The organism is Cryptosporangium phraense (assembly GCF_006912135.1).
Classification (GTDB): Bacteria; Actinomycetota; Actinomycetes; order Mycobacteriales; family Cryptosporangiaceae; genus Cryptosporangium; species Cryptosporangium phraense.
Genome location: NZ_VIRS01000013.1, coordinates 138,355 through 159,872, shown reverse-complemented (window position 1 = coordinate 159,872; position 21,518 = coordinate 138,355). Strand labels below are relative to the sequence as shown.

Annotated in this window: 18 protein-coding genes; 4 read left to right on the top strand and 14 right to left on the bottom strand. The window is 68.2% G+C overall.

Annotation, left to right across the window (positions count from 1 at the left end; genetic code table 11):
- Window positions 1-9: 9 nt before the first annotated feature.
- On the bottom strand, window positions 10-957 hold the full coding sequence (locus FL583_RS19650; protein ID WP_240746743.1) for an ABC transporter permease: 948 nt from the start codon (window positions 955-957) through the stop codon (window positions 10-12).
- Window positions 954-2,486 (bottom strand): ABC transporter substrate-binding protein, encoded by a 1,533-nt coding sequence (locus tag FL583_RS19645; protein ID WP_420843165.1) that lies wholly within the window; start codon window positions 2,484-2,486, stop codon window positions 954-956. The genes FL583_RS19650 and FL583_RS19645 overlap by 4 nt, the downstream gene beginning before the upstream one ends.
- 167 nt (window positions 2,487-2,653) lie before the next feature.
- On the opposite strand from FL583_RS19645, the gene FL583_RS19640 reads away from it, so the two are divergent.
- Window positions 2,654-3,397, top strand: coding sequence for a FadR/GntR family transcriptional regulator (locus FL583_RS19640; protein WP_142706145.1), 744 nt, complete (start codon window positions 2,654-2,656; stop codon window positions 3,395-3,397).
- Here the strand turns inward: FL583_RS19640 and FL583_RS19635 are convergent.
- Window positions 3,394-4,356: an alpha/beta fold hydrolase gene (locus FL583_RS19635; RefSeq protein ID WP_142706144.1), complete on the bottom strand. Its 963-nt coding sequence runs from the start codon at window positions 4,354-4,356 to the stop codon at window positions 3,394-3,396. The genes FL583_RS19640 and FL583_RS19635 overlap by 4 nt on opposite strands.
- A gap of 498 nt (window positions 4,357-4,854) precedes the next feature.
- Window positions 4,855-5,523: a TetR/AcrR family transcriptional regulator gene (locus FL583_RS19630; protein ID WP_142706143.1), complete on the bottom strand. Its 669-nt coding sequence runs from the start codon at window positions 5,521-5,523 to the stop codon at window positions 4,855-4,857.
- A 211-nt stretch (window positions 5,524-5,734) separates the two neighbouring features.
- Between FL583_RS19630 and FL583_RS19625 the strand changes: the two genes are divergently transcribed.
- Both FL583_RS19625 and FL583_RS19620 read left to right on the top strand, forming a co-directional pair.
- The gene (locus FL583_RS19625) at window positions 5,735-7,249 is read left to right on the top strand and encodes an MFS transporter (RefSeq protein WP_142706142.1); all 1,515 of its coding nucleotides are present in this window, start codon (window positions 5,735-5,737) and stop codon (window positions 7,247-7,249) included.
- Between the two features lie 158 nt (window positions 7,250-7,407).
- Window positions 7,408-8,235, top strand: a complete 828-nt coding sequence (locus tag FL583_RS19620; RefSeq protein WP_142706141.1) for an SAM-dependent methyltransferase — start codon at window positions 7,408-7,410, stop codon at window positions 8,233-8,235.
- Between the two features lie 336 nt (window positions 8,236-8,571).
- On the opposite strand, the gene FL583_RS19615 is transcribed toward FL583_RS19620, so the two are convergent.
- Window positions 8,572-10,221: a hypothetical protein gene (locus tag FL583_RS19615; protein WP_142706140.1), complete on the bottom strand. Its 1,650-nt coding sequence runs from the start codon at window positions 10,219-10,221 to the stop codon at window positions 8,572-8,574.
- 2,122 nt (window positions 10,222-12,343) lie between these two features.
- Window positions 12,344-12,793, bottom strand: a complete 450-nt coding sequence (locus FL583_RS19610) for a hypothetical protein (protein ID WP_142706139.1) — start codon at window positions 12,791-12,793, stop codon at window positions 12,344-12,346.
- Window positions 12,794-13,278: 485 nt separating this feature from the next.
- Between FL583_RS19610 and FL583_RS19605 the strand changes: the two genes are divergently transcribed.
- Window positions 13,279-13,524, top strand: a complete 246-nt coding sequence (locus FL583_RS19605; RefSeq protein ID WP_142706138.1) for a hypothetical protein — start codon at window positions 13,279-13,281, stop codon at window positions 13,522-13,524.
- Window positions 13,525-13,849: 325 nt separating this feature from the next.
- Here the strand turns inward: FL583_RS19605 and FL583_RS19600 are convergent, their stop codons facing one another.
- From FL583_RS19600 to urtA, 8 genes are all read right to left on the bottom strand, one after another.
- On the bottom strand, window positions 13,850-14,422 hold the full coding sequence (locus FL583_RS19600) for a TetR/AcrR family transcriptional regulator (protein ID WP_142706137.1): 573 nt from the start codon (window positions 14,420-14,422) through the stop codon (window positions 13,850-13,852).
- Complete coding sequence (locus tag FL583_RS19595; protein WP_142706136.1) at window positions 14,419-14,991, bottom strand: TetR/AcrR family transcriptional regulator; 573 nt, start codon at window positions 14,989-14,991, stop codon at window positions 14,419-14,421. Before FL583_RS19595 ends, FL583_RS19600 begins: the two co-directional genes overlap by 4 nt.
- Window positions 14,988-16,712 carry a purine-cytosine permease family protein gene (locus FL583_RS19590; protein WP_142706135.1) on the bottom strand — a complete coding sequence of 575 codons (1,725 nt, stop codon included), beginning with the start codon at window positions 16,710-16,712 and terminating at the stop codon, window positions 14,988-14,990. The genes FL583_RS19595 and FL583_RS19590 overlap by 4 nt, the downstream gene beginning before the upstream one ends.
- 9 nt (window positions 16,713-16,721) lie before the next feature.
- Window positions 16,722-17,405, bottom strand: coding sequence for an ATP-binding cassette domain-containing protein (locus FL583_RS19585; protein WP_142706134.1), 684 nt, complete (start codon window positions 17,403-17,405; stop codon window positions 16,722-16,724).
- A gap of 1 nt (window position 17,406) precedes the next feature.
- Window positions 17,407-18,180, bottom strand: a complete 774-nt coding sequence (urtD, locus tag FL583_RS19580; protein WP_142706133.1) for an urea ABC transporter ATP-binding protein UrtD — start codon at window positions 18,178-18,180, stop codon at window positions 17,407-17,409.
- Window positions 18,177-19,247 (bottom strand): urea ABC transporter permease subunit UrtC, encoded by a 1,071-nt coding sequence (gene urtC, locus FL583_RS19575; RefSeq protein ID WP_142706132.1) that lies wholly within the window; start codon window positions 19,245-19,247, stop codon window positions 18,177-18,179. The genes urtD and urtC overlap by 4 nt, the downstream gene beginning before the upstream one ends.
- Window positions 19,244-20,128, bottom strand: a complete 885-nt coding sequence (gene urtB, locus FL583_RS19570) for an urea ABC transporter permease subunit UrtB (RefSeq protein WP_142706131.1) — start codon at window positions 20,126-20,128, stop codon at window positions 19,244-19,246. Before urtB ends, urtC begins: the two co-directional genes overlap by 4 nt.
- A 64-nt stretch (window positions 20,129-20,192) precedes the next feature.
- Window positions 20,193-21,479 carry an urea ABC transporter substrate-binding protein gene (gene urtA, locus FL583_RS19565; RefSeq protein ID WP_142706130.1) on the bottom strand — a complete coding sequence of 429 codons (1,287 nt, stop codon included), beginning with the start codon at window positions 21,477-21,479 and terminating at the stop codon, window positions 20,193-20,195.
- Window positions 21,480-21,518 lie beyond the last annotated feature (39 nt).

Below are 21,518 nucleotides of genomic sequence, written 5' to 3'. Positions count from 1 at the left end.
CGGCGATGCTCACGCCGACCTCCGCAGCCGCGGGTCGATGGCGACATAGGCCAGGTCGACCACGTAGTTGATCACCAGGACGGCCCCCACCAGCACCATCACGATGCCCTGGACGAGCAGCAGATCCCGGTTGGAGACCGAGGTCAGCAGCAGGCTGCCCAGCCCCGGGATGACGAACACCTTCTCGATGACGATCGCGTCGATCAGCAGCGCCGCCAGCTGCAGGCCGAGCACGGTGACCACCGGGATAGCGGCGTTGCGCAGCCCGTGGCGGAGGAAGGCCCGGCCCGGCGAGAGGCCCTTGGCCCGAGCCGTCCGGATGTGGTCCTCCCGCAGGACGTCGAGCGTGGCCGACCGGACGTACCGGCTGAGCAGCGCGGCCTGGATCAGCCCGAGCGACAGGACCGGCAGCGCGACCTGCTTGAGGAACGGCCCCGGGCCGGCCGTCGGCGGCACCCAGCCGCCGGAGGGCACCCAGTGCAGCCGGACCGCGAACAGGTCGATGAGCAGGATCGCCAGGATGAAGCTGGGCACGGCCATGCCCAGCTGGCTGACGCCGGCCAGCGCGGCGCCGTCGGCCCGGCGGGAGCGCACGGCGGCCAGGACGCCCATCGGGACCGCGACCACCACCGCGACGACCAGGGCGAGCACCACCAGCCAGAGCGTCACCTGGATCTTGGCCGCGATCTGCGGCCCGACCGCGGCGTTGGTCAGGTACGAGGTGCCGAACGAGCCGTGCATCAGCCCACCGACCCACGACAGGTACTGCGCCACCAGCGGCCGGTCGGTGCCGAACTGGTGGCGCAGCTCCTGGACCTGGGCCGGGTTGGCGTTCACGCCGAGCTTCACCGTGGCCGGATCGCCCGGGAGCACGGCCATGATCAGGAAGACCGCGATCGAGGCGACGACCAGGCTGGCCACCAGGATCCCGGTCCTGATGGCCAGACGGCCGATCACGAGCCGCTGCCCCAGCTCACGCCGCTGACGTCGAAGGACTCGGACAGGCCGTTCACCGGCACCCCGCTCAGGCCCTTGCGCAGGACCTCGATGTTCGGCAGGAGGAACAGCCAGTCGCTGACGGCGTCGTCGGAGAGCGTCTTGGCGACCTGCTGGTAGTCGGTGATCTGCTGCTGGGGCGTACCGGCGTCGGCTTCGGCGAGGAGCTTCGTGACGGCCGGGTTGTCGTAGCCCCAGTAGTACTTCTTGTCGCCGTAGGTCGCGATGTCGCGGGCCTCGACGTGGGCGATGATCGACATGTCGAAGTCGTGCTTGGTGAACACCTGGTCGAGCCAGGCCGCCGGGAACTGCAGCACCGAGATGTTCGCCGTGATGCCCACCTTGGCCAGGTCGGACTTGACCACCTGGGCGGACGACACCGCGTAGGGCAGGTTCGGGATCTTGAAGGCCACCGACGGGTTCTTCACCCCGGACTGGGCGATGAGGGCCTTCGCCTTCGCCGCGTCGTACGGGTAGGCGTTCGAGAGGTCCTGATACCAGGGGTCGGTCGGCGGCACCATGCTGCCGATCAGCGAGCCGTAACCCCCATAGGCGGCCTTGACCAAGGCTTTCCGGTCGATGGCGTAGTTCACCGCCTGGCGCAGCGCCTTGTTCGTGAACACGCCCTTGGCGTTGTTCATCGAGAGCACGACCTCACCGTTGGTCGTGCCCTGGGACACGGTCAGGTCGGAGTTGCTCTTGAACTGGCCGAGCGTGTCGGGCGTCTGGAGCGCGATGATGCCGTCGATGCCGCCGGAGAGCAGCGCGCTGTTCTCGGCGTTGGTGTCGCTGAAGTACTGGAACTTGACGGTCTTGAGCTTGGGCTTGGTGGCCCAGTAGTCACTGCGCGCGGTGAGGACGACCGAGTCGTTCCGGTTGAACTGCGAGACCGTGTAGGGCCCGGTGCCGATCGCCTTGTTGGCCAGGTCGGTGACCCCCTGGGGGTCGAACATCGCGCCGATCCGCGTCGTCATCCGGAACAGCCAGTCGTTGCTGGGCTGCTTGAGCACCACCTTGACCTCGGTCGGCGAGACCACCTGCACCTGGTCGACGACGTCCATGTAGGCCTTGAGCGAGATCTTCCAGGCCGAGCTCTTGACCCGCTCGATGCTGAACTTGACGTCGTCGGCGGTGAACTTGTCGCCGTTGGAGAACGTCGCGTTCGGCTGGAGCTGGAAGTCGTAGGTCTTGTTGTCGGGCGACACCGTCCACGACTTGGCCAGCGAGCCGACGATCTTGCCGTCCGGGCTGAGCTTCACCAGGCCCTGGTAGACGTTGTCGAGCAGCACCTGCGGGATCGCCGCCCCGTCGGTGGTGGTGAAGTCGAGGTTGTCGGGCGCGGCCGTGAAGCCGAACGTCGCCGACGTCTTCTCGCTGGTCGGACCTTTGCTGGACGAATCGTCACCGGCCGAACAGGCGGTGGCGGCCAGACACAGCGCTAAGGCGCCGATCGCAGTGCTCAGCACTCTCCGTACGGCCAAGACGCCCACACCTCCGCAAAGCCTTCACTGGTCGGACCAGTCCACTAGGGTGTTGGCCGACAGCCTGGCACGGCGGCGGATTTCGGGTCAACGATCTGACCCGTCGCCACCGATGACAATCCCGTTTCGACTTGTGTGAACGGCTGGTTACCGACGCGGAGGGAGGCGATCGGTCGATGTTCGAGCCGGTCCGGCCGGTCCGGGCCTACGAGCGGGTGGTCGAGCAGATCGAGTCCGCGCTCCGGCGGGGAGAGTTACGCGCCGGCGAGCGGCTGCCCAGCGAGCGCGAGCTGATGCGTCAGTTCCAGGTCTCCCGCTCGACGATCCGCGAGGCGCTGCGGGTGCTGGAGAGCAACGGCCTGCTCCGGTCCCGGCAGGGCGATCCGCAGGGCGCCGAGCTGCTGCCGCTCAGCCCCGAGACCCTGCGTCGCCCGATGGCCAAGCTGGCCCGCTCGGGCGAGATCTCGTTCGAGGACCTGCTGCAGTTCCGGATCCTGCTCGACGGCGCGGCCTCGTTCCTGGCCGCCCGGCTGCACGACGAGACCCAGATCGCCGAGATGCGGGCCGCGCTCGAGCGGCTGCGCACCGCGGCCGGAGCCGGTCGGAGCGCCTGGAGCCGGGCCGACGTCGATTTTCACGACGCGATCGCCCGGGCGACCGGCAACCCGCTGCTCCAGGTCTGCAGCGCGGTGGTGCGCTCGGTCGCCACCGGGATGATCGAGTCCGAGATCGCCGAGGCGGGTGACAGTCCCGAGCTCACGGAGCGCTGGGTGCGGCTGCACAGCCGGCTCTTCGAGCTCATCGACGCCCGAGACGGGGTCGAGGCCGCGGCCCAGGCCCAGCGCGACCTGCTGGACGAGTACGGGGTCCACCTGTCGGACGACCGCAGGCAGCTCCTGGCCGACTGGATAACGTCTTAAGGCTTCAGGGCCGCGTCGATCGCGGCGGCCAGGGCGGCCGGCTGCTGCTCCTGCACGTTGTGGCCGGCGTCGATCTCGACGATCTCGGCCCGCGGCACCCGGGTGCGGAACTCGTCGACGGTTTCCGGGCTCAGGTAGCCGTGCGTGCCGCGGACCAGCAGGACCGGGACGTCGGAGCTCTCCAACGCGGGCCACAGGTCGCGGAAGTCGACGCCCAGCCGGCCGCCCGGCGGCGGGCTGGCCAGATGATGCTTGAACACGACCGAGCCGTCCGGGCGTACCCGGGTGTTCAGCGCCACGCCCCGGGCCAGCGCCGTCCGGTCGGAGCCGATGCCGGCGGCCAGCGCCAGCTCGACCACCTCGTCCCGGGAGCCGAACACGAGCGGACCGCTGAGGAAGTCGCGGACCTGGGCCGTGTCCTCGGGCCGCAGCCCGGGGCTGACGTCGACCAGCACCAGCCGCCCGACGAGGTCGGGGCGCGCCTCCAGCAGCGCGATGCCGGTCAGACCGCCGAGCGACTGGCCGACGACGGTCTGACGCACGCCCGGCGCGACGGCGTCGAGGACGGCGGCCACCGCCTGGGCGTTCGGCCGCGGGGCGTAGTCGAAGTCGTCGCGCCAGTCGGAGTCGCCGTGGCCGGGCAGGTCCACCGCCAGGGCCGGCCGGGCCTGGGCCTGGCCCGGGGCCGGGCGGGCCTGGGCCTGGCCCGGGGCCGGGCGGGCCTGGGCCTGGCCCGGGGCCGGGCGGGCCAGGGCGAGGAGCGTTGCGTCCCAGGTGTGGGCGTTGAGGCCGCCGCCGTGGAGCAGCGTCAGCTGCGGGGACTCCTCCCACAGGAGAGCGCTGACCGCGCCGGCCGGGGTGGCGACGCCGATCCGCCGGACCGCCGGGAGGGCCGCGGGCGCTCCGACCTCAGCCGCTTCCTCCGCGAGATACGAGAACTCGTCCGGCTCGTCGCTCACGTCGTTCCTCCTCAGCCTCTCGGGTGTCGCTGCGGAGGAGCCTATGCGGGCGGATCTATGTATTCGACTCGGTCGAGCGCAAGGCGTAACGTCCGGGACGAGAGCGTCGGGTCGACCCCCGGCGACGTCCTCGTTGCGCGCGAGACCGGCCCACCGGCGCCGGTACGCCCGAGGCCGGATCGATCCCGATCCCCCACTGTCGTCACTTCTTCACGTCTGCAGCCTGTTGGAGGCTCTGATGTCTTCGTCCGCACTCATCTCGACGCCCCGAACCGATCCGTCGGGTGGACGCCGGCCGAGTCCGCCGGCTCGGCGTCCGTACTCGTCGCCCGAGCACGGGGCCGCCACAGCCGCTGAGTGTCCGCCCGACTGCGACTACTGCGCCGGCCCGGAAACCGACTGAGACGAGCACGGGCGCCGTCGAGAGCAAGCTTCGCGCAAGGTCCATGCCGGACCTGGCCGGCCATAGCTCGAGCCGCTGCAGTTGGACTACTTTCTCTAGCGCATCGGCGGGGCGCACCCACGCTTGATCAGGTCCAGCTGGTCGGCGGTCGGGGGCGAACCCGGCAGCGGGGCGGGGTACACGGCCCGGAATCCGTCCAGGAGACCGGCCAGGTAGCGGCGCCACAGATCCGGGTCGACGTCACGGGCACTGTCGATCACGGCGCCGACCATGATCGAGGCGACGACGAGATCTTGGACGCAGACGCCGGGCCGCAGCACCCCGGCTTCGTGCGCCCGCTCCACCAGCTTCCCGATCACCGGCACGATGTTCTGCTGGAAGTAGCTCATCAGGTCGAACTGCTCCGCGGACTGCAGCATCAGATCCTTGAAGCCTCGGTTGTTCGCCTGGATCTCGAGATGATCGACCATGAACGTCTCGAGCGCCTGCCAGGCGTCGGTGATCGTCAACCAGCAGTCGGCCTGCGCCACGACCCGGTCGAGCTCGTCGCGGAACAGCGCCTCGAACAGCGAGGCCTTGTCGGGAAAGCGCCGGTACACGGTGCCCACGGCGACGTCGGCCGCCTCAGCCAGTTCGTCGTGACTGAGCGCCAGCCCCTTCTCGGCCACGAGGGTGCGGGCCGCGCAGAGGATGCGTTGCCGATTGCGCTCGGCATCGCGCCGCAGGGGCCTGACCGCCGACCCGGCCTGACCAGTGATGCTCACGGCGACACCCTAGTCCGCCGCCGGGTGCCCGTCCAGTCGAACTTGAGAGACGTCTCTCAAGTTGACAAGCCTCTCCACTTGTCGGCTACTGTGCGTCGGAGAAGTTGAAATGCTTCTCCACTTAGCCGGGCAACGTCGACCGGTCCGCGCGCCGGGTCCCTCGGTGCTGGCCCTCCCGGGCCTGACGAAATAGACGAAGGACAGCTGCACCATGACCCTTTCCGATATCGGCGACCCGCCCAGCGAGGCGCGGACGCCGACCGAGGAGTCGGACCCCACCCTCTCTCCGGTCGACCCGCGGCGGTGGTGGGCGCTCGGGGTGATCGCGATCGCCCAGCTGATGGTCGTCCTCGACGCCTCCATCGTGACGATCGCCCTGCCGTCGGCCCAGCGCGCACTCGACATCAGCGACGCCGACCGCCAATGGATGGTGACCGCCTACACCCTGACCTTCGGCGGCCTGCTCCTGCTCGGCGGCCGGATCGCCGACTACACCGGTCGCAAGAAGGCATTCGTCATCGGTCTGGCGGGCTTTGCCGCGGCCTCCGCTCTGGGCGGCGCCGCCCAGAGCGGTCTCACGCTGTTCGGGGCCAGGGCCCTACAGGGCGCCTTCGCCGCGCTGCTCGCCCCGGCCGCCCTCTCGATGATCTCCGTCATGTTCACCGATGCCCGCGAACGGGCCCGCGCCTTCGGCGTGTACGGCGCGATCTCCGGCGGCGGCGCGGCGATCGGACTGATTCTCGGTGGCGTGCTCACGGAGTACGCGAGCTGGCGCTGGTGCCTGCTGGTGAACGTCCCGATCGCGCTGTTCGCCGCGCTGGCCTCGCTCCCGCTGGTGAAGGACAGCCGGGCCCACGGTGACACTCGGTACGACGTCCCGGGTGCGGTCCTGGTCAGCGCCGGTCTCGCCGCCCTCGTCTACGGTTTCACCGAGGCCGCGAAGCCGGGCTCGGGCTGGACCGACGGGTCCACCGTCGGCTGGCTGGCCGGCGCCGCGGTGCTGCTCCTCGCGTTCGTCGTCTGGGAGCTCCGCACCAGCCACCCGCTGCTGCCGATGCGGATCGTGCTCGACCGCAACCGGGGCGCGGCGCTCGGCGGATCGCTGCTGGTCGGGGCCGGCCTCTTCGCGATGTTCCTGTTCCTGGCGTACTACATGCAGCAGAACCTCGGCTACAGCGCGTTGAAGTCGGGCTTCGCGTTCCTCCCGTTCAGCGCCGGGATCGTCGTCTCGGCAACCGTGGCCAGCTCACTGCTGCCCCGGGTCGGGCCCAAGGTGCTGACCGTCGTCGGCGGTGTGCTGGCCACTGTCGGGCTGGCCTATCTCGTCACCCTGACCGAGACGACCAGCTGGAGCGCCCACGTGCTGCCGGCGGAGATCCTGATCAGTCTCGGGCTGGGCTTGTTCTTCGTCTCCACGTCGAGCCTGGCGTTGACCAACATCGGCGAGCACGACGCCGGCGTCGCCAGTGCCCTGCTCAACACGTCCCAGCAACTCGGCGGCGCGCTCGGAACGGCGCTGCTGAACACGTTGTTCGCCAGCGCGGTGAGCGCGTACCTGGTCGACCACCCGTCGGCCGCTGCGGCGTCGGCGGCCAGCATCCACGGCTACCACGTGGCCTTCGCCGTCGGCGCCGGGCTGATCGGCGTGGCGACCGTGCTGACCCTGATCATGATCAACACGCGGAAGTCCGACGTCACCGCGGAAGCGGCACTCGTGCACGCCTGAGCCGGGAACCACAGCCGGTCCGGTGCCGCTACCGCGGCGCCGGACCGTCGCGGGAGACGAACTCGCTCTCCACCGGTGTCCTCATCAGACCGAGCGCACTAGTATCGGCGTCGTTGTCACCGGGACGAGTAAGGATCGACGTGACTGACGCTGAGTGGATGACCGAAGCTGCTTCCCGGGCCACCGACCGCGCGCCGGTCGACCTGCGCACCGACGTCCCACATCCGGCTCGGGTCTACGACTACCTGCTCGGCGGCAAGGACAATTTCCCGGCCGACCGCACGGCGGCCGAGCACGGCCGCAGTTCCAACCCGGCCAGCGACGTCGCCCCCGGCGCCAACCGCGACTGGTTACGTCGGGCCGTCACCTATCTGACCGCGGAACAGGGCATCCGCCAGTTCCTCGACATCGGCACCGGGTTGCCCACGGCGCCGAACGTGCACGAGGTCGCGCAAGGCATCGACCCGGGCGCGCGCGTCGTGTACACCGACCACGACCCGATCGTGCTCGCCCACGCGCGGGCGCTGCTGGCGAGCAACCCGTCAGGCGTCACCGACTACCTCGACGCCGACCTCCGCGACCCGGAACGGATCATCGAGGCCGCGAAGCGCACCCTCGACTTCGACCAGCCGGTCGCGCTGCTGCTCGTCGCGATCCTGCACTTCATCGGCGACGCGGACGAGCCGCACCGGATCGTCGGCCAGTTGCTGGACGCGCTGCCGTCCGGCTCCTACCTTGCGCTGTCGCATCTCACCGGCGACTTCCTGCCCGAACAGTGGAAGAAGGTCGAGGAGATCTACGCGGCCCGGGGCGTCACGATGCAGGTGCGGCCGAAGCCGGTGATCGAGAGCTTCTTCGACGGGCTGGAGCTGGTCGATCCCGGCGTGACGCTGGTGCACCGCTGGCACCCCGACGACCAGGACCGCTTCGCCGACCGCTCCGACGAGTTGGTCTCCGTGTACGGCGCGGTCGCCCGTAAGCCCTGAGCGAGGGACCGTTTCGAGGGCGAGCAGGCCCCACCATGTGCCGGGCCGCTCCGACCGTCACTCCGCACGTGACGAGCGAGCCGGCCGCTGCTGCTCGGCCGCGGCAGGTCCACCTCGCACAGACCGGGGACGAGTGCGCAGAAGGCATCGACATCCCGCGCCTCGGCATTACGACGGAAGCAGACTGGACGCTGCGACCCTCACCGAGCCCGAGCCGTGGACCCGCGCTCCGGGACGCTCCAGGTCCAGATCGAGGAACTAGCGAAGCAGTCAACCGCGGCAGATTGCTGCGTTCGATTTTGCAGCCCACCCCCGGCGAGTCTCCTGACTGGCGTCTTAGCGCAGCTGGGCCACCGATCCCTTGGTTCCAACGAAGACTTCCCCCGCGCGAGTCACACACAGAGAGTAGATAGCGGAATACGGCAGAGGAACTCGAAAGAGGCGCTCGTCCGGCGAGATCAGGCTCACTCGCTCATCGCCCTCGATCGCGACCCAGCTGCCGCTCGAGGACATCGAGGCCGCCGGATCCACGAGCCCAAACTGGTACCCCCTACTGGGGCCGGTGCCGTCCGCGCGCCGGCTGACGACGAGGTCGGCCGTGGGGGCGAGGACCCAAAGCAGAGGTCCCTGGGCGTAAACCTGTTGCGGGCCCGGTACCGTTTTCACCGTCCTGGTAATCGTCAGGTCGTCGGCGGCCAGATAGGCGAGCTGGGCTCGATCGACGAGCGGAACCACGAACTGGCCACGAATGAAGGCTATGCCCCACGGCGTTCCGTTGACCGTCCGTTTCACGGTTTGGCGGCCGTCGCGCACGGAAATCGAGATGACCAAATGCTGAGCTGGGAGGACAGTAACTATACGACCGCCATGAAGCGCCAGACCACGCACACCGTGCGGTAGGTGCGCTTTCCACAGCGCCTGCCGCGTGACCAGACTAAAGGCAGTAACCGTTCCGGCGAGCCGTGAGACAGCGAAAGCGGTCTTTCCGTGCACAATCATTTCATCGGTGGGGTCGCCTGTTTCAATCACAGAGCGGACTTCTGCCTTATTCGGGTCTATTGTGGCGATTTTGCGCGAGTCGAAGACGCCGTAGAGTTTACCGGAAATGTCATCCTGAGTGAGCGTAGTCGCTACCCAATCTCCGGTAGGGATCTCAGGGTCGTATCGGGAGCTCACCCCCGTGATAATTTGATATGACATCAGGGAGAGCACCCATGAACTTGTGATGACCGTTACGCCCAGCGCCTTGGCGTGTCGCCGATAGAGCGGCTTGTAAACCGGCGCCTGGCCGGGCGCATAAATCGCTACCCGCGGCGGCGGCGCAGAGAGGGCCGCGGACTCGGACCGGACCTCGGAAGTGCGGCGCCAGAAGCCGTTCACGAGCTGCCGCACCGGAGCACTAGCATCAGCTTCGGGCAATCCAAGCAGCAGCACAGCCGCGTGTACGGCCGCCTCATAGCTGACATCGTCCGGGCCCGCCGACGTGAAGATCACTGCTCGGTCCGGATCGGAGTTCAACGCTACCAGCAGCACGTCTCCGGTCTTCGTCGCCTGAAGGAGCCGCCCCCATGGGATACCGAGTTCGGCCGAGAGCACGGCAAGACGGTTTCGCTGATCGGCACGCCCACATGGTGGCAGCAGAAAGAACGCACGATTCAACGCGCCGAGTTGCTTGACCGCCCGCAGCTCGGTCACCAGCGACTGTGAACGCCCCACGACCATGCAGACGAACGCCGAGTCTTGGATCAGCTTTCCCACGCCTGCCTCCCAGGCGTCCATCGGGTACTCCTGGCGGACGGCGCCGAGAGCCGGAGGAAGTCGTTCTCCGGGCTGGCCGAGCGCTATGACCGGGCCGATCGTGGAGAGCGCGGCGGCAAGGACCTCCTCGAAGCGCTCGAAGCGGCGTAGGCACAGCCGATCGACGACGGACGCCCGATCCAAACGACGGGCTCGCAGGCGTCGCTTGTCGTCGGCGAACGAGCGCAACAATAGTAATGTGCTTGCCCGGCACGCTCTGCGCTTCGTGTCGCAACCGGCCCATCGCAACGCGCCGCACGAGCATCAGCGGGAGAATGGCGATGGCGAGGGGCACCAGCGCGAACAAGATACCGATCCAGCCGAGGCGCCCGGTGACGTAGTCGGCGCCGACCGGGTTGAAGCCCAGAGCGGCCATGGAGATGCCGCCTAGCGCTATCAGATACGCGGTGAACACCAGTGCCGCGGTCACAAGTAGACCAATTGCCGCGAGCACCCGGCTGGATCCTTTGAATGGGCGCGCCGCGAAGCGCCCCCGACGACGGCGCAGCAGCCGCGACTCGGCTGTAGACACTATGCAGAACATGAGCAGCACGAGCAGCCCGGTCGATCCAAATCCGAACAGAAACGTTTCGGAGAGCCGGAGCACCCAGACGCATGCGAGTACCTTCAGGACGGCGAATGCCCTGGCTTCTGATAGCGCCAGCCGTGACACCGGATCGACGGCGATGACGAACGGGTCACGCCTCTTCTGGGGCAACAACCTGTGACGCAGACGTCGCCACGTCGCTCGGTCGACCAGCGTTATCAGCAGCCAGACGATCAACGGCGTGAGGATGGTAGACCGAATAAGCCAACGATTGATGTTGTCCCGGGCGTAATGGGTCTCACGATCGACCGGCGGTGGGGAGGTGTAGCCGGCCAGAAGGGACATCTGACGCCATGCGAGTCGGTTAGCGAGGGCCGGCGTCAGGGAATCCACACTGCCCTCGTCCACCCTCACGATAGTGAGGACGCTAAGGTTGCCCTTCTCGAAGAGCACGCAGAAAAGAGCCTGAGCGCCGGAGTTGGCAGTGAATCCGGAGCGCACGAACGGCGAACCTGCGGGCTCGGTCGTTGTCCTCGTCGGCGCGCAGTAACGACGAAGGTGCTGGAGTTCGGCGGATTCGCTGACTTCCACGATGCGGATGAGGACTCGGCGCGTCTGATCAGCACTCGCCCACTCCCGCTGCCAGCCCGCCTTGACGGCAGCATTCCGGTAGTCGACGACCAGCGGGCTGTGACTTGTCCATAAGTTGAGATCGGGCAGTCGGTCCTGGAGCGCGACGGCTTCGGCGCCCATAGCCGATCGCACATCGGACGTGGTCACCATGTGTGCCGCGACTGGAGGCGGGTCCGGCGGGTACTTCAGGCCCGTCATGGGTCTGAAGCTCGGCGAGGTGTTGATCGCCAGGACGATGCCGGCAACGGCCAGGAAGCTGAGCGCAGTCCAGGCGATCCGACGCAGTCGTGGCCGAGCAGCAGACTGCCGAATCGGTGACGGTAGCGATGCGCGTGGGACAGGGACGCGCGGTTCTTGTGGTGGCAGCGGTGTGGAGGTATCCGCTCGGACAATGGAGAACCGCCGCCGATCGAGAAACTCGTTCAAACCCACCAAGCTGTCGCCCAGGATCTCACGCTGGACCAACTGAAGCAGCGCGTCCGAGGTGACGCCGTGAGCACTGAGTCGCCGCGCCGCCCCGGAATTCGGATCGGCCGCGATCGCGACAGCCAGCAGTCCGACGGAGACCTCGGAAAAGCCATAGGTTTGCCGGAGATCGTCCGCCAACGTCAGCGCATACGACAGGTCCGCGGAGAGCGGAACACCTTCGAACGTTGCCGTGGCGGGCGAGACGCCGTCCGGTGCACAGCCGAGGTGAAGGCTGTCCGGCTCGCCGGTCTCCAGCCACAATCTTTGCCAGTTCCGATACGGCTCAACTTCCGGCAATGCGGCGAATACTGCACCAGTGCTTAGGTGATCTTCTGACCTCCGGCCTGCGGCCAGACGGAGTGCGCCTACAGCAGCCTCGCCGAGTACCGGCGCGATTTCCATCAAGGCTCCACCAACCGGCTATGAGGTGCGTAATCAGCACAGTGCCACAATGAGGTCAGTGTGCCGCCACGGGCTTCCAGGGAGTTCGACAATCGGATCCTGGACCGGCTCTCAGTCCGACCTAACGGCTCCTGTTGTGCGCGCGCTAACTTTTCTCGCCGTCTTCCCTCGGCAGCTTGCGGGGGTACTTGCGGCTGAGCAGCACGCTGGCTGGGCCCCCGAACAACAAACCCAGCAGCACGATCCAGACCAGGACAGTCATCATGCGGATTCCTCGATGGCGACCCGGGCGTTGCCGTCGGCACTCTTCAGGGCAACGCTCACCTCATCAAGAAACCGCTTGTACATTCCCAAGCCATTGATCGACTTCGGGCCGACCGGGATGAAGCCGAGCGCGGTCGGCTGGCTGGTCTTGTAATGAGTGAGACCGCCGACCTTCAGCTGCGTCGTCCCATCCTTCTCGGTGACGGTGGCGGGGAACGTACAGATCTCGATGATCCGCTTGCCGCTGTTGAGAGAGAGTTCCAAACGGCCGTCGGCCTCTCGCTCCACGTAAAAGGCGGCTCCCAACGTCTGGATGCCACTGAACAGCACGTCGGAGCCCCCGCCCTTCACGCGGGCGGTCGCGCCCTTGACGACCTCGAGCGCCGCATTCGGCGCGAGGGAAGTGCTGGCGGTCAGGGCGAGGCTGGCTCGGGTGGTCGCGCTCATCGGCCGGGAATCCTTTCGAAGTGGCGGAAGCGCGCCGCTGGATCTGCCGCGTCGCGCAGCCCTGGCGTCTCTTTAGGACGCAGATGGACCCGCACAACATAGGACGGTGCGCATGGATGGCGACACCAACCATTCGGACGGGTGAGAAATAGCCACTTCGCCATCGACGCAGCCTCTGCCGCGATTGCCATAGGGCAGCGACCCCTTTTCAGTGGTCACCGCAGGCTTGACAGGTGTGGGTTGGCATCGCACAATGCTCAAACCCGAGCCTTGGTGCGCAATTCTCGTGAGAGCTTCGCGACCGCGCAAAGAGGCATTTGGGCGCCCGCTAGCCGCGAGGCCAGCCTCTCTGTTTCATTCAGCGATTGCGCGAGGCCATCGATACCGGTTGTCGCCGACCCGTCCTCGATTGGCCAGCGGCGGGGACCATCGAAAGGATGGACCGGATGTCTATACCAGACCGATGCTGCTTCGGGGTGCGCTCGGTGGCAGCGACCATACTGGCCGGGTTGGCACTGGCGTCATTGACTGCCTGCGGAACGCAGGATGATCGGAAATACGATATTTCTCCGATCTTTCCACTCAGCCCGAACAAGTGCGAGAAATACGACGGAAAAAGCGATGGGCCGGGCGGCGCGTGCTGGGTCACGAAATCCGAGTGCGAGAAGGCGGCGTCAGATTGGCGGAAGGCAATGCAGGACAGCCCCGACGCGATCAGATTCACCTGCTGAGAAATCCGGTCGATGTTCGCGACCGGTTCGTCCCGAGGCGCGAACGAGTCGAGTCGGTCGTGCGGCGGATTCTCGGCGCCGTGTGCCCTCGGCGGGCGCGCGACCGTGACGTCGCTCCGATCGAACTCGGAACCCCGTAGGACGCTGCACCCGTGGCGGGACCCGGCGAGTTCCCGGGAGCGCAGGGCAACAACAGGGCGCCCGAATCCGGGCTGGTCGGCATCGACGCCGGCTACGGAGCCGGCGGCCGTTCGGCGGGACGCTGACCGCCGCGCGGGGCCACGTCCCGCGGACCACAGCAGACACCCGTCAGCGCGACCAACAGCTACGAGGCGACGCGGTCGCGGATCGTGTCGAGGACCGCCTCGGCCGCCCAGGCGGCCGCATCCGCAATGTCTCGCTGGTCCATGCCGAACTCCCGGCGGTACGTCACCCAGGTCCCGACCGAGTCGAGGTGCGCCAGGGCCGCGACGACCGCCCGACGCTCGGCCTCGTCGAGGGAGGGCACCTCGGCGTCCAGGAGCCGCTCGAGCTGTGCCCGGCCGGACGCAGGGGCCGCGCCGCTCACACCGCGCATCGCCGTCTCGGCGACGACGTGCGCTAGCTCCGGCCTCGCGTCGTAGCGCTGCATCGCGTCGCGGATCGCCAGGGGGACGTCGAAGATCGAGTCCAGCTCCTCGCGGGCGAAGAGCGTCGCTTCGATCCAGGCCGCGGTGGCCAGGAGCAGGTCGACGCGTGTCGGGTAGTTCCGGAACACCGTGCGCTGGGCGATGCCGGCTCGGCGCGAGATGACCCGGAACGACACGTCGTCGCTGCCGACCTCCTCGATCAGCTCGGCGTAGGCGGCCAGGATCGCGGTCTGCGTCCCGCTCAGCTCCGAACCGGCGGGCGCCGTCACTGCTCCACCCACGTCGCCTCGGGTAGGCGCGCTAGTACCGGCCCCACCGAGCGGTCGAAGGCGTCGCAGATCTCGGCCGCGTCCAGGTCGAAACCCGTCCTCAACCGGGCCCAGAACATCGCTGACGAGAAGTAGCGCAGCGACGCCGCCACCCGCCGCCGATCGCGCCGGTTGAGCGTCGGCGCCGCGACGTCCAGCAAAGCTTCGATCGCCCTCGTGAGGTAGGACGGACCGGCTCCGTCGAGCGTCGGGGAAATCGCGGACGCCCGGGCACCGACGTAGGCGTAAGCGGGCGACGCGTCGAAAGCGCGGAAGCGCTCGTGGACGGCGGCGCAGTACTCGGAGACGGTCACGAACGGCGGCAGCGGGAAGTAGGTCCGTTCGATCCAGTCGGAGAGCGCGGCGAGCAGATGCGCGCGCGTGGGGTACTGGCGGTAGATCGTGCGCTCGGAGATGCCGACCTCGTCGGCGAGGGCCCGGTAGGAGATGTCGTCGAACGTCCGCTCGCGCAGCAGCACCGCGGCGCTCACCAGGATCGCGGTCGCGGTGTCGACCGGCTCCTCGCTCACTTCTCCCCCTTCCGGGCGACCGCCCAGCGCGGGGGCTCGGTGACCTCCGCCGGGAGCACGTATCGATCGGAATCGTCGAGCGCGAGCGCCAGCGACGAGACGTACTGCACCTCGCCGTGCGGCCCCCTCTCGGCCGAGGCCAGCATATCCGGCCGCTCGAACGTGTACCCGGTGACGTGGCAGCGCAGCCGCTCGCCCGACGGGTTGCCGTCGGCGTCGAACCGGGGCGAGTCGATGCCGTCGGAGCGGCGGCGCAGGTAGTACCGCCCGCGGGTGGCCAGGGCCATGACCGGCGTGGCGACGACCGCGACGCCGATCGCGATGAGCACCGAGAACGGCTTGACGTCCGGGCCGAACAGCCCGGCGAACGCGAGCAGCGACAGCACCGAGGCGAGTCCCACCGACACGAGCCCGACCGGGTTCCAGTCGTGCAGCATGCCCCGGCGGAACTCCGGGAAGCGCGGCGAGATGCGCAGCACCCACTTGTTGATCGCGATGTCGGCGGCGATCGTCACCAGCCAGGCCATCACGACGTTCGCGTAGAGGCTGAGCACGAACGAGATCAGCGTGAAGACGTCGAGCATCATCAGCACGTAGGCGATCACGAGGTTGAACAGCACGAAGATCGTGCGGCCGGGATAGTGCTTGGCCAGCCGGGTGAAGACGTTCGACCAGGCCAGCGAGCCCGAGTACGCGTTCGTCACGTTGATCTTCACCTGCGCCACCACGATGAGCAGCAGGGCGAGGACGATCGCCAGCCAGTCGGGGATCAGGGTCTGGTACATCACGACGAACTGCTTGACCGGCTCGGCCGCGCGATGCCCGAGATCGGGTTCGACCTTCACCAGCAAATAGACCGCGAGGAACACCCCGATCACCTGCTTGGTGCCGCTGAACAGGACCCAGCCCGGCCCGGCGAACGCGAACGACGTCCACCACGAGCGGGCGTTGGACGGCGTGCGCGGCGGCATGGCCCGGAGGTAGTCGATCTGCTCGGCCAGCTGGGGGCTGAGCGCGAAACACACGGCCGCACTCGAGACGACGGCACCGAACTTGATCGAACCGTCGGAATTGCCGGTGTACGAGGTGAAGGCGCGGACCGCCTCGGGGTCGGAGACGAGGATCCACAGCAGCGGCAGTAACGCGAGCGCGAGCCACAGCGGGGTCGTCCAGAACTGCAGACGTTCCAGCGCGCGCATGCCGTAGATGACGATCGGGATCACCACGACCGTCGAGATGAGGTAGCCGAGCCAGAGCGGCAGGTCGGTCGCGACCTGCAGCCCCTGCGCCATGATCGCGCCCTCCAGGGCGAAGAAGATGCAGGTGAAGCCGGCGAAGACGATGGTCGTGATGATCGAGCCGTAGTAGCCGAACCCCGAGCCACGGGCGATGAGGTCGAGGTCGAGGTTGTAGCGGGCCGCGTAGTAGGCGACGGGCACCCCGACGATGACGATGATGACCGACGCGAACAGGATGCCGAGCACGGCGTTGGCGGTGCCGTGGTCGATGCCGATGCTCGCGCCGATCGAGAAGTCGGCGAGGAACGCGATCGACCCGAGGGCGGTGGCGCCGACGGAGGCCGCGCTCCAGCGCCGGAAGGTGCGCGGTACATAGCGGAAGGCGTAGTCCTCGAGACTGTCTTCCGCGGCCGCGCGCGCGTTGTCCGTCGACACAGTGGCGCCCCCTCGCGGGGTATCCTCCCTGCCCGCTGTTACGCCCACATTGCGAGTTCAGATCGCCATGGCGGCCCGCACGGTGGCGGTGGCGGCCGCGCCGCCGTCGCCGGTCTGGGTGACCCGGCCCGACGCGAGGACGACGTACCGCTCGGCCGCCTCGAGGGCGAAGCCGATGTGCTGCTCGACCAGCAGCACGTGGATGCCCTCTGCGGCGAGCTGGACGATCGTCTGCTCGATCTCGGCGACGATCGTCGGCTGGATGCCCTCGGTCGGCTCGTCGAGGATGAGCAGCTTCGGGCCGGTGATCAGGGCCCGGGCAATTGCGAGCTGCTGGCGCTGGCCGCCCGAGAGCAGGCCGGCCTTCCGGGTGGCGAACTTCTCCAGCGCCGGGAAGCGCGCCAGCTGGGCGTCGATCAGGGCCTTGCCGCCCCGGCGGCCGTCGGCGACGAGCTGCAGGTTCTCCAGCGTCGTGAGCTGGCCGAAGGCCTGCTGACCTTGCGGCACGTAGGCCATGCCCCGGGCGATGCGCCGGTTGGGGGCGAGCGACGAGACGTCCTCGCCGTCGAACAGCACCCGGCCCTTCGACGGTTTGATCAGGCCGATCGCCAGGCGCAGCAGCGTCGTCTTGCCGGCGCCGTTGTGGCCGAGCACGGCCACGACCCGGCCCGTCGGCACCGTGACACCGTGCAGCACCCGGGTGCGCCCGTAGCCGGCCTCGACGTCGGTGAGCTCGAGCATGTCAGTCCTCCATCAGTTCGGGCACGGCCGCCGCGGCGGCCGTGGTCGCGGCCCCGGCCGTGCCCAGGTAGACCTCCTGCACCTGTGGATCGGCCTGCACCTCGGCCACCGTGCCCTCGGAGAGGACCTTGCCCTGGTGCAGGACGGTCACGCGGGTGGCGAAGCGGCGCATGAAGTCCATGTCGTGCTCGACCACGACCACGGTGTGGTTCGCCGCGACGCGCTGCAGCAGCTCTCCGGTCGCGGTCCGCTCGTCCTGGCTCATACCGGCGACGGGCTCGTCGAGCAGCAGCACCTGCGCGTCCTGCACGAGCAGCATCGCGATCTCCAGCCACTGCTTCTGCCCGTGCGACAGGATGCCGGCCGGCGTGGCCAGCTCGCCGTCGAGCCCGGTCTCCGTCACCGCCCGCTCGATCGACGAGTCGACGCCGCGCCGGGCCCGCAGCAGCGCGGCCGGCGAGCGGTGGCGTCCGGCGGCGATGTCGAGGTTCTGCAGCACGGTGAGCTCGTCGAAGACGCTCGCGGTCTGGAACGTGCGGCCGACCCCGAGGCGGACGATCTTGTGCACCGGCTTGCCGAGCAGCTCCGTCTCGCCGAGCTTCGCCGACCCGGTGCCCTTGGACAGCCCGGTGATGGCATCGATGCAGGTCGTCTTGCCCGCGCCGTTCGGGCCGATGAGGAACCGGACCTCGCCGGGGTGGGCGTCGAACGAGACGCCGCCGACCGCGACGAACCCGGAGAACTCGACGTGGAGATCGGTGACGACGAGGCTCATGACCGCACCTCCTCGAGCTCGGCCGGAACGGTGGCGGGCGGCGCGTCGGAACGGGCCGCGGTGAACCGGGCCGGCAGCGACGACAGGCCCTTCGGCAGGAACAGGATCACGACGATGAACAGCAGGCCGAGGACGTAGGGCCAGCCGTCGGGCCAGGTCGAGCCGAGGCTCGACTGTCCCCAGCCGACCGCGATCGCGCCCAGCGCGGGCCCGAACAGCGACGCCCGGCCGCCGAGGGCGACGCCCGCGATCAGGAAGATCGACGCCGCGGCGCCGATCTCGGCCGGGGTGATGATGCCGACGATCGGCACGAACATCGCTCCGCCGATGCTCGCCATCAGCGCCGAGATGACGAACGCGACGAGTTTGATCGTGCCCGGGTCATAGCCGAGGAAGCGGACGCGCTCCTCGGCGTCCCGGGTGGCGACGAGGAGCTCACCGAAGCGGCTGCGGTACAGCTGCCAGACCGCGAGCAGGCAGACGACGAGCAGCCCGGCGGCGATGAGGTAGACCATGATCTTGTTCGCCGGGTCGTTCAGCACGAAGCCGAAGAAGTACTTGAAGTCGCTGAGCCCGGTGTCGCCGCCGGTCTCGCGGATCGTGGAGCTGATCAGCGTGGCCAGCGCGACGGCCAGCGCCTGGGTCAGGATCGCGAAGTACGCGCCCTTCACCCCCCGCTTGAACAGCGCGTAGCCGAGGAGGCCGGCCACGATCACCGGCAGCAGCACGATCGCCAGCAGCGTGAACCAGGTGCTGCGGAACGGTTCCCAGAACGCCGGGAGCGGCGCGAGCGGGTCGTAGAGCACCATGAAGCCGGGCACCCGGCCACCGGCGCTCTCCAGCGTGAGGTGCATGGCCATCGAGTAGGCGCCGAGGGCGAAGAACACCCCCTGCCCCATCACGAGCATCCCGCCCCGGCCCCAGGCCAGGCCGATGCCGACGGCGGCGATCGCCCAGCAGCAGTACTTGCCGAGGTTGGTGAGCCAGTGGTCGGTGAGCACGAGGGGGGCGACGCCGAGGAGCAGGACGGCGAGGACCACGATGCCGCTGAGCTTCAGCTTGGTCATACCAGGCTCCTTGTCCGCACCGTGAACAGTCCCTGCGGGCGGACCTGCAGGAACACGATCACGAGGATGAAGGCGAGCACCTGCGCGAAGCTGCCGGTCGTCCAGTACGCGAAATACGCGAGGGCGACGCCCACCGCCCACGCGGCGATGATCGTGCCCTTGAGCTGGCCGATGCCGCCGGCCGCGACGACGAGGAAGGCCGGGATGATGTACTGGGCGCCCATCTGCGAGTTCGTGCCGCCGATGAGCGACGCGGCCACGCCCGCGACCCCGGCCAGACCGGACCCGGCGAAGAACGTGAGCCGGTCGATGGTGCGGGTGGAGATCCCCGAGGTCTCGGCCAGGTCCCGGTTCTGGACGGTCGCCCGGATGCGCCGGCCGAACGACGTGTACTTGAGCCAGGCGGCCAGCGCGGCCACGCAGGCGGCCGCGAGCACGATCGTGAACACCTGCCGCAGCGGCCATTCGTAGCCGAGGACGTCGACCTGCCCGTCGAGCCAGTCCGGCTTTTCGACCGGGACGCCCTGGGACGGGAAGATCTGCAGCGCGGCCTGCTGCAGGATCAGGCTGACCCCGACGGTCACCAGCAACGTGTCGAGCGGCCGGCGGTACATCCACTGGATGATCGTGATCTCCAGCAGGAGTCCGAACAGACCGGCGACGACGAACGCGACCGGCAGCGCGACCGGGATCGACAGGTTGCTGGCCGTGATGACCTGCTGGACCAGGTAGGCGCTGAAGGCGCCGATCATGAGGAACTCGCCGTGGGCCATGTTGATCACGCCCATCTGGCCGAAGGTGAGCGAGAGGCCCAGCGCGGCGAGCAGGAGCAGCGCACCTTGTGCGCTGCCGTTCAGCAGTGGAGTGATCAGAGCGTCCACGGGCTCTTCTCTCTGTGCAGGGGGATGCCCGCCGCGGGCGGCAGGCATCCCCGCAGTGGGGTGATCAGCCGGCGGCGTCTACGAGCTGGTCACGGACGTTGGCCGGGAACCAGTCGTAGCCCTTGAGGTACGGGTCGGGCTTGATGAACGCGTCGGAGGCCCAGACGATGTTGAACTGGTTGTCCGCGTTGATCTGTCCGATGTGGCCGGGCTTCGAGATGTGGTGGTTCTCGCCGTCGAGCGTGACCGTGCCCTCCGGCGCGTCGAACGTGATCGTGTTCGACTTCGCCGCCGCGTTGATCTTGTCGACGTCGAACGAGCCGGCTTTTTCGACGAGAGCCTTGTACAGATACAGCGAGATGTAGGCGGCCTCCATCGGGTCGGAGGTCACGCCGCTGCTGTTCGGGTAGGCCTTCCAGTCCTTGATGAACTTCGGGTTGGTCGGGGTCTTGAGCGACTCGAAGTAGTTCCAGGACGCGTAGTGCCCGGTGACCGAGTGGCCCATCGCCGGCGCCTCTTCCTCGGCGATCGACACCGAGATGATCGGCGTCTTCGCGGCGGTCAGGCCGGCGTCGTAGTAGGCCTTGATGAAGCCGACGTTCGACGAGCCGTTGATCGTGTTGAAGATGAAGTCGGGCTTGGCCTTGACGATCTTCGCGACCTGGCTGGTCCAGTCGTCCTTGTCGAGGGGGACGTACTCCTCGCCGACGATCTTGATGCCGAGCTTGGCCGCGTACAGCTTGATGATCGCGTTCGCGGTGCGCGGGAAGACGTAGTCGCTACCGGCCAGGAACAGCGTCTTCACCCCGCGGGACTTGAGGAAGTCCATCGCCGGGATGATCTGCTGGTTGGTGGTCGCGCCGGTGTAGTAGATGTTCTTCGACGACTCGAGGCCCTCGTACTGCACCGGGTAGAAGAAGAGCCCGTTGTTCTTCTCGACGACCGGCTTGACCGCCTTGCGGGACGACGACGTCCAGCCGCCGAAGATCGCGCCCACGCAGTCCTGGGTGAGCAGCTTCTCGGTCTTCTCGGCGAACGTGGGCCAGTCGGTGGCCCCGTCCTCCTGGACGTACTGGATCTTCTTGTCGAGGATGCCGCCGCTGGCGTTGATCTCGTCGGCGGCCATGTGCAGCACGTTGGAGACGGTCTTCTCGGAGATCGCCATGCCGCCGGTGAGCGAGTTGAGGAAGCCGAGCTTGATCGTGCCGCCGGAGGTGTCGACGCAGCTGGCCGCCGGGGCCGCCCCGCCGGTGGCCGTTTCGTCGCCGGCTCGGCTGCCGCAGCCGGCGAGCACGAGGGCCACGGTCATCCCGGCCACAAGCGCGCGCAGCCGCTTGCTGGTGATGGACATAGGTGAGAGCTCCGTTCCCGGAAAGGGCGTGACGCCGGG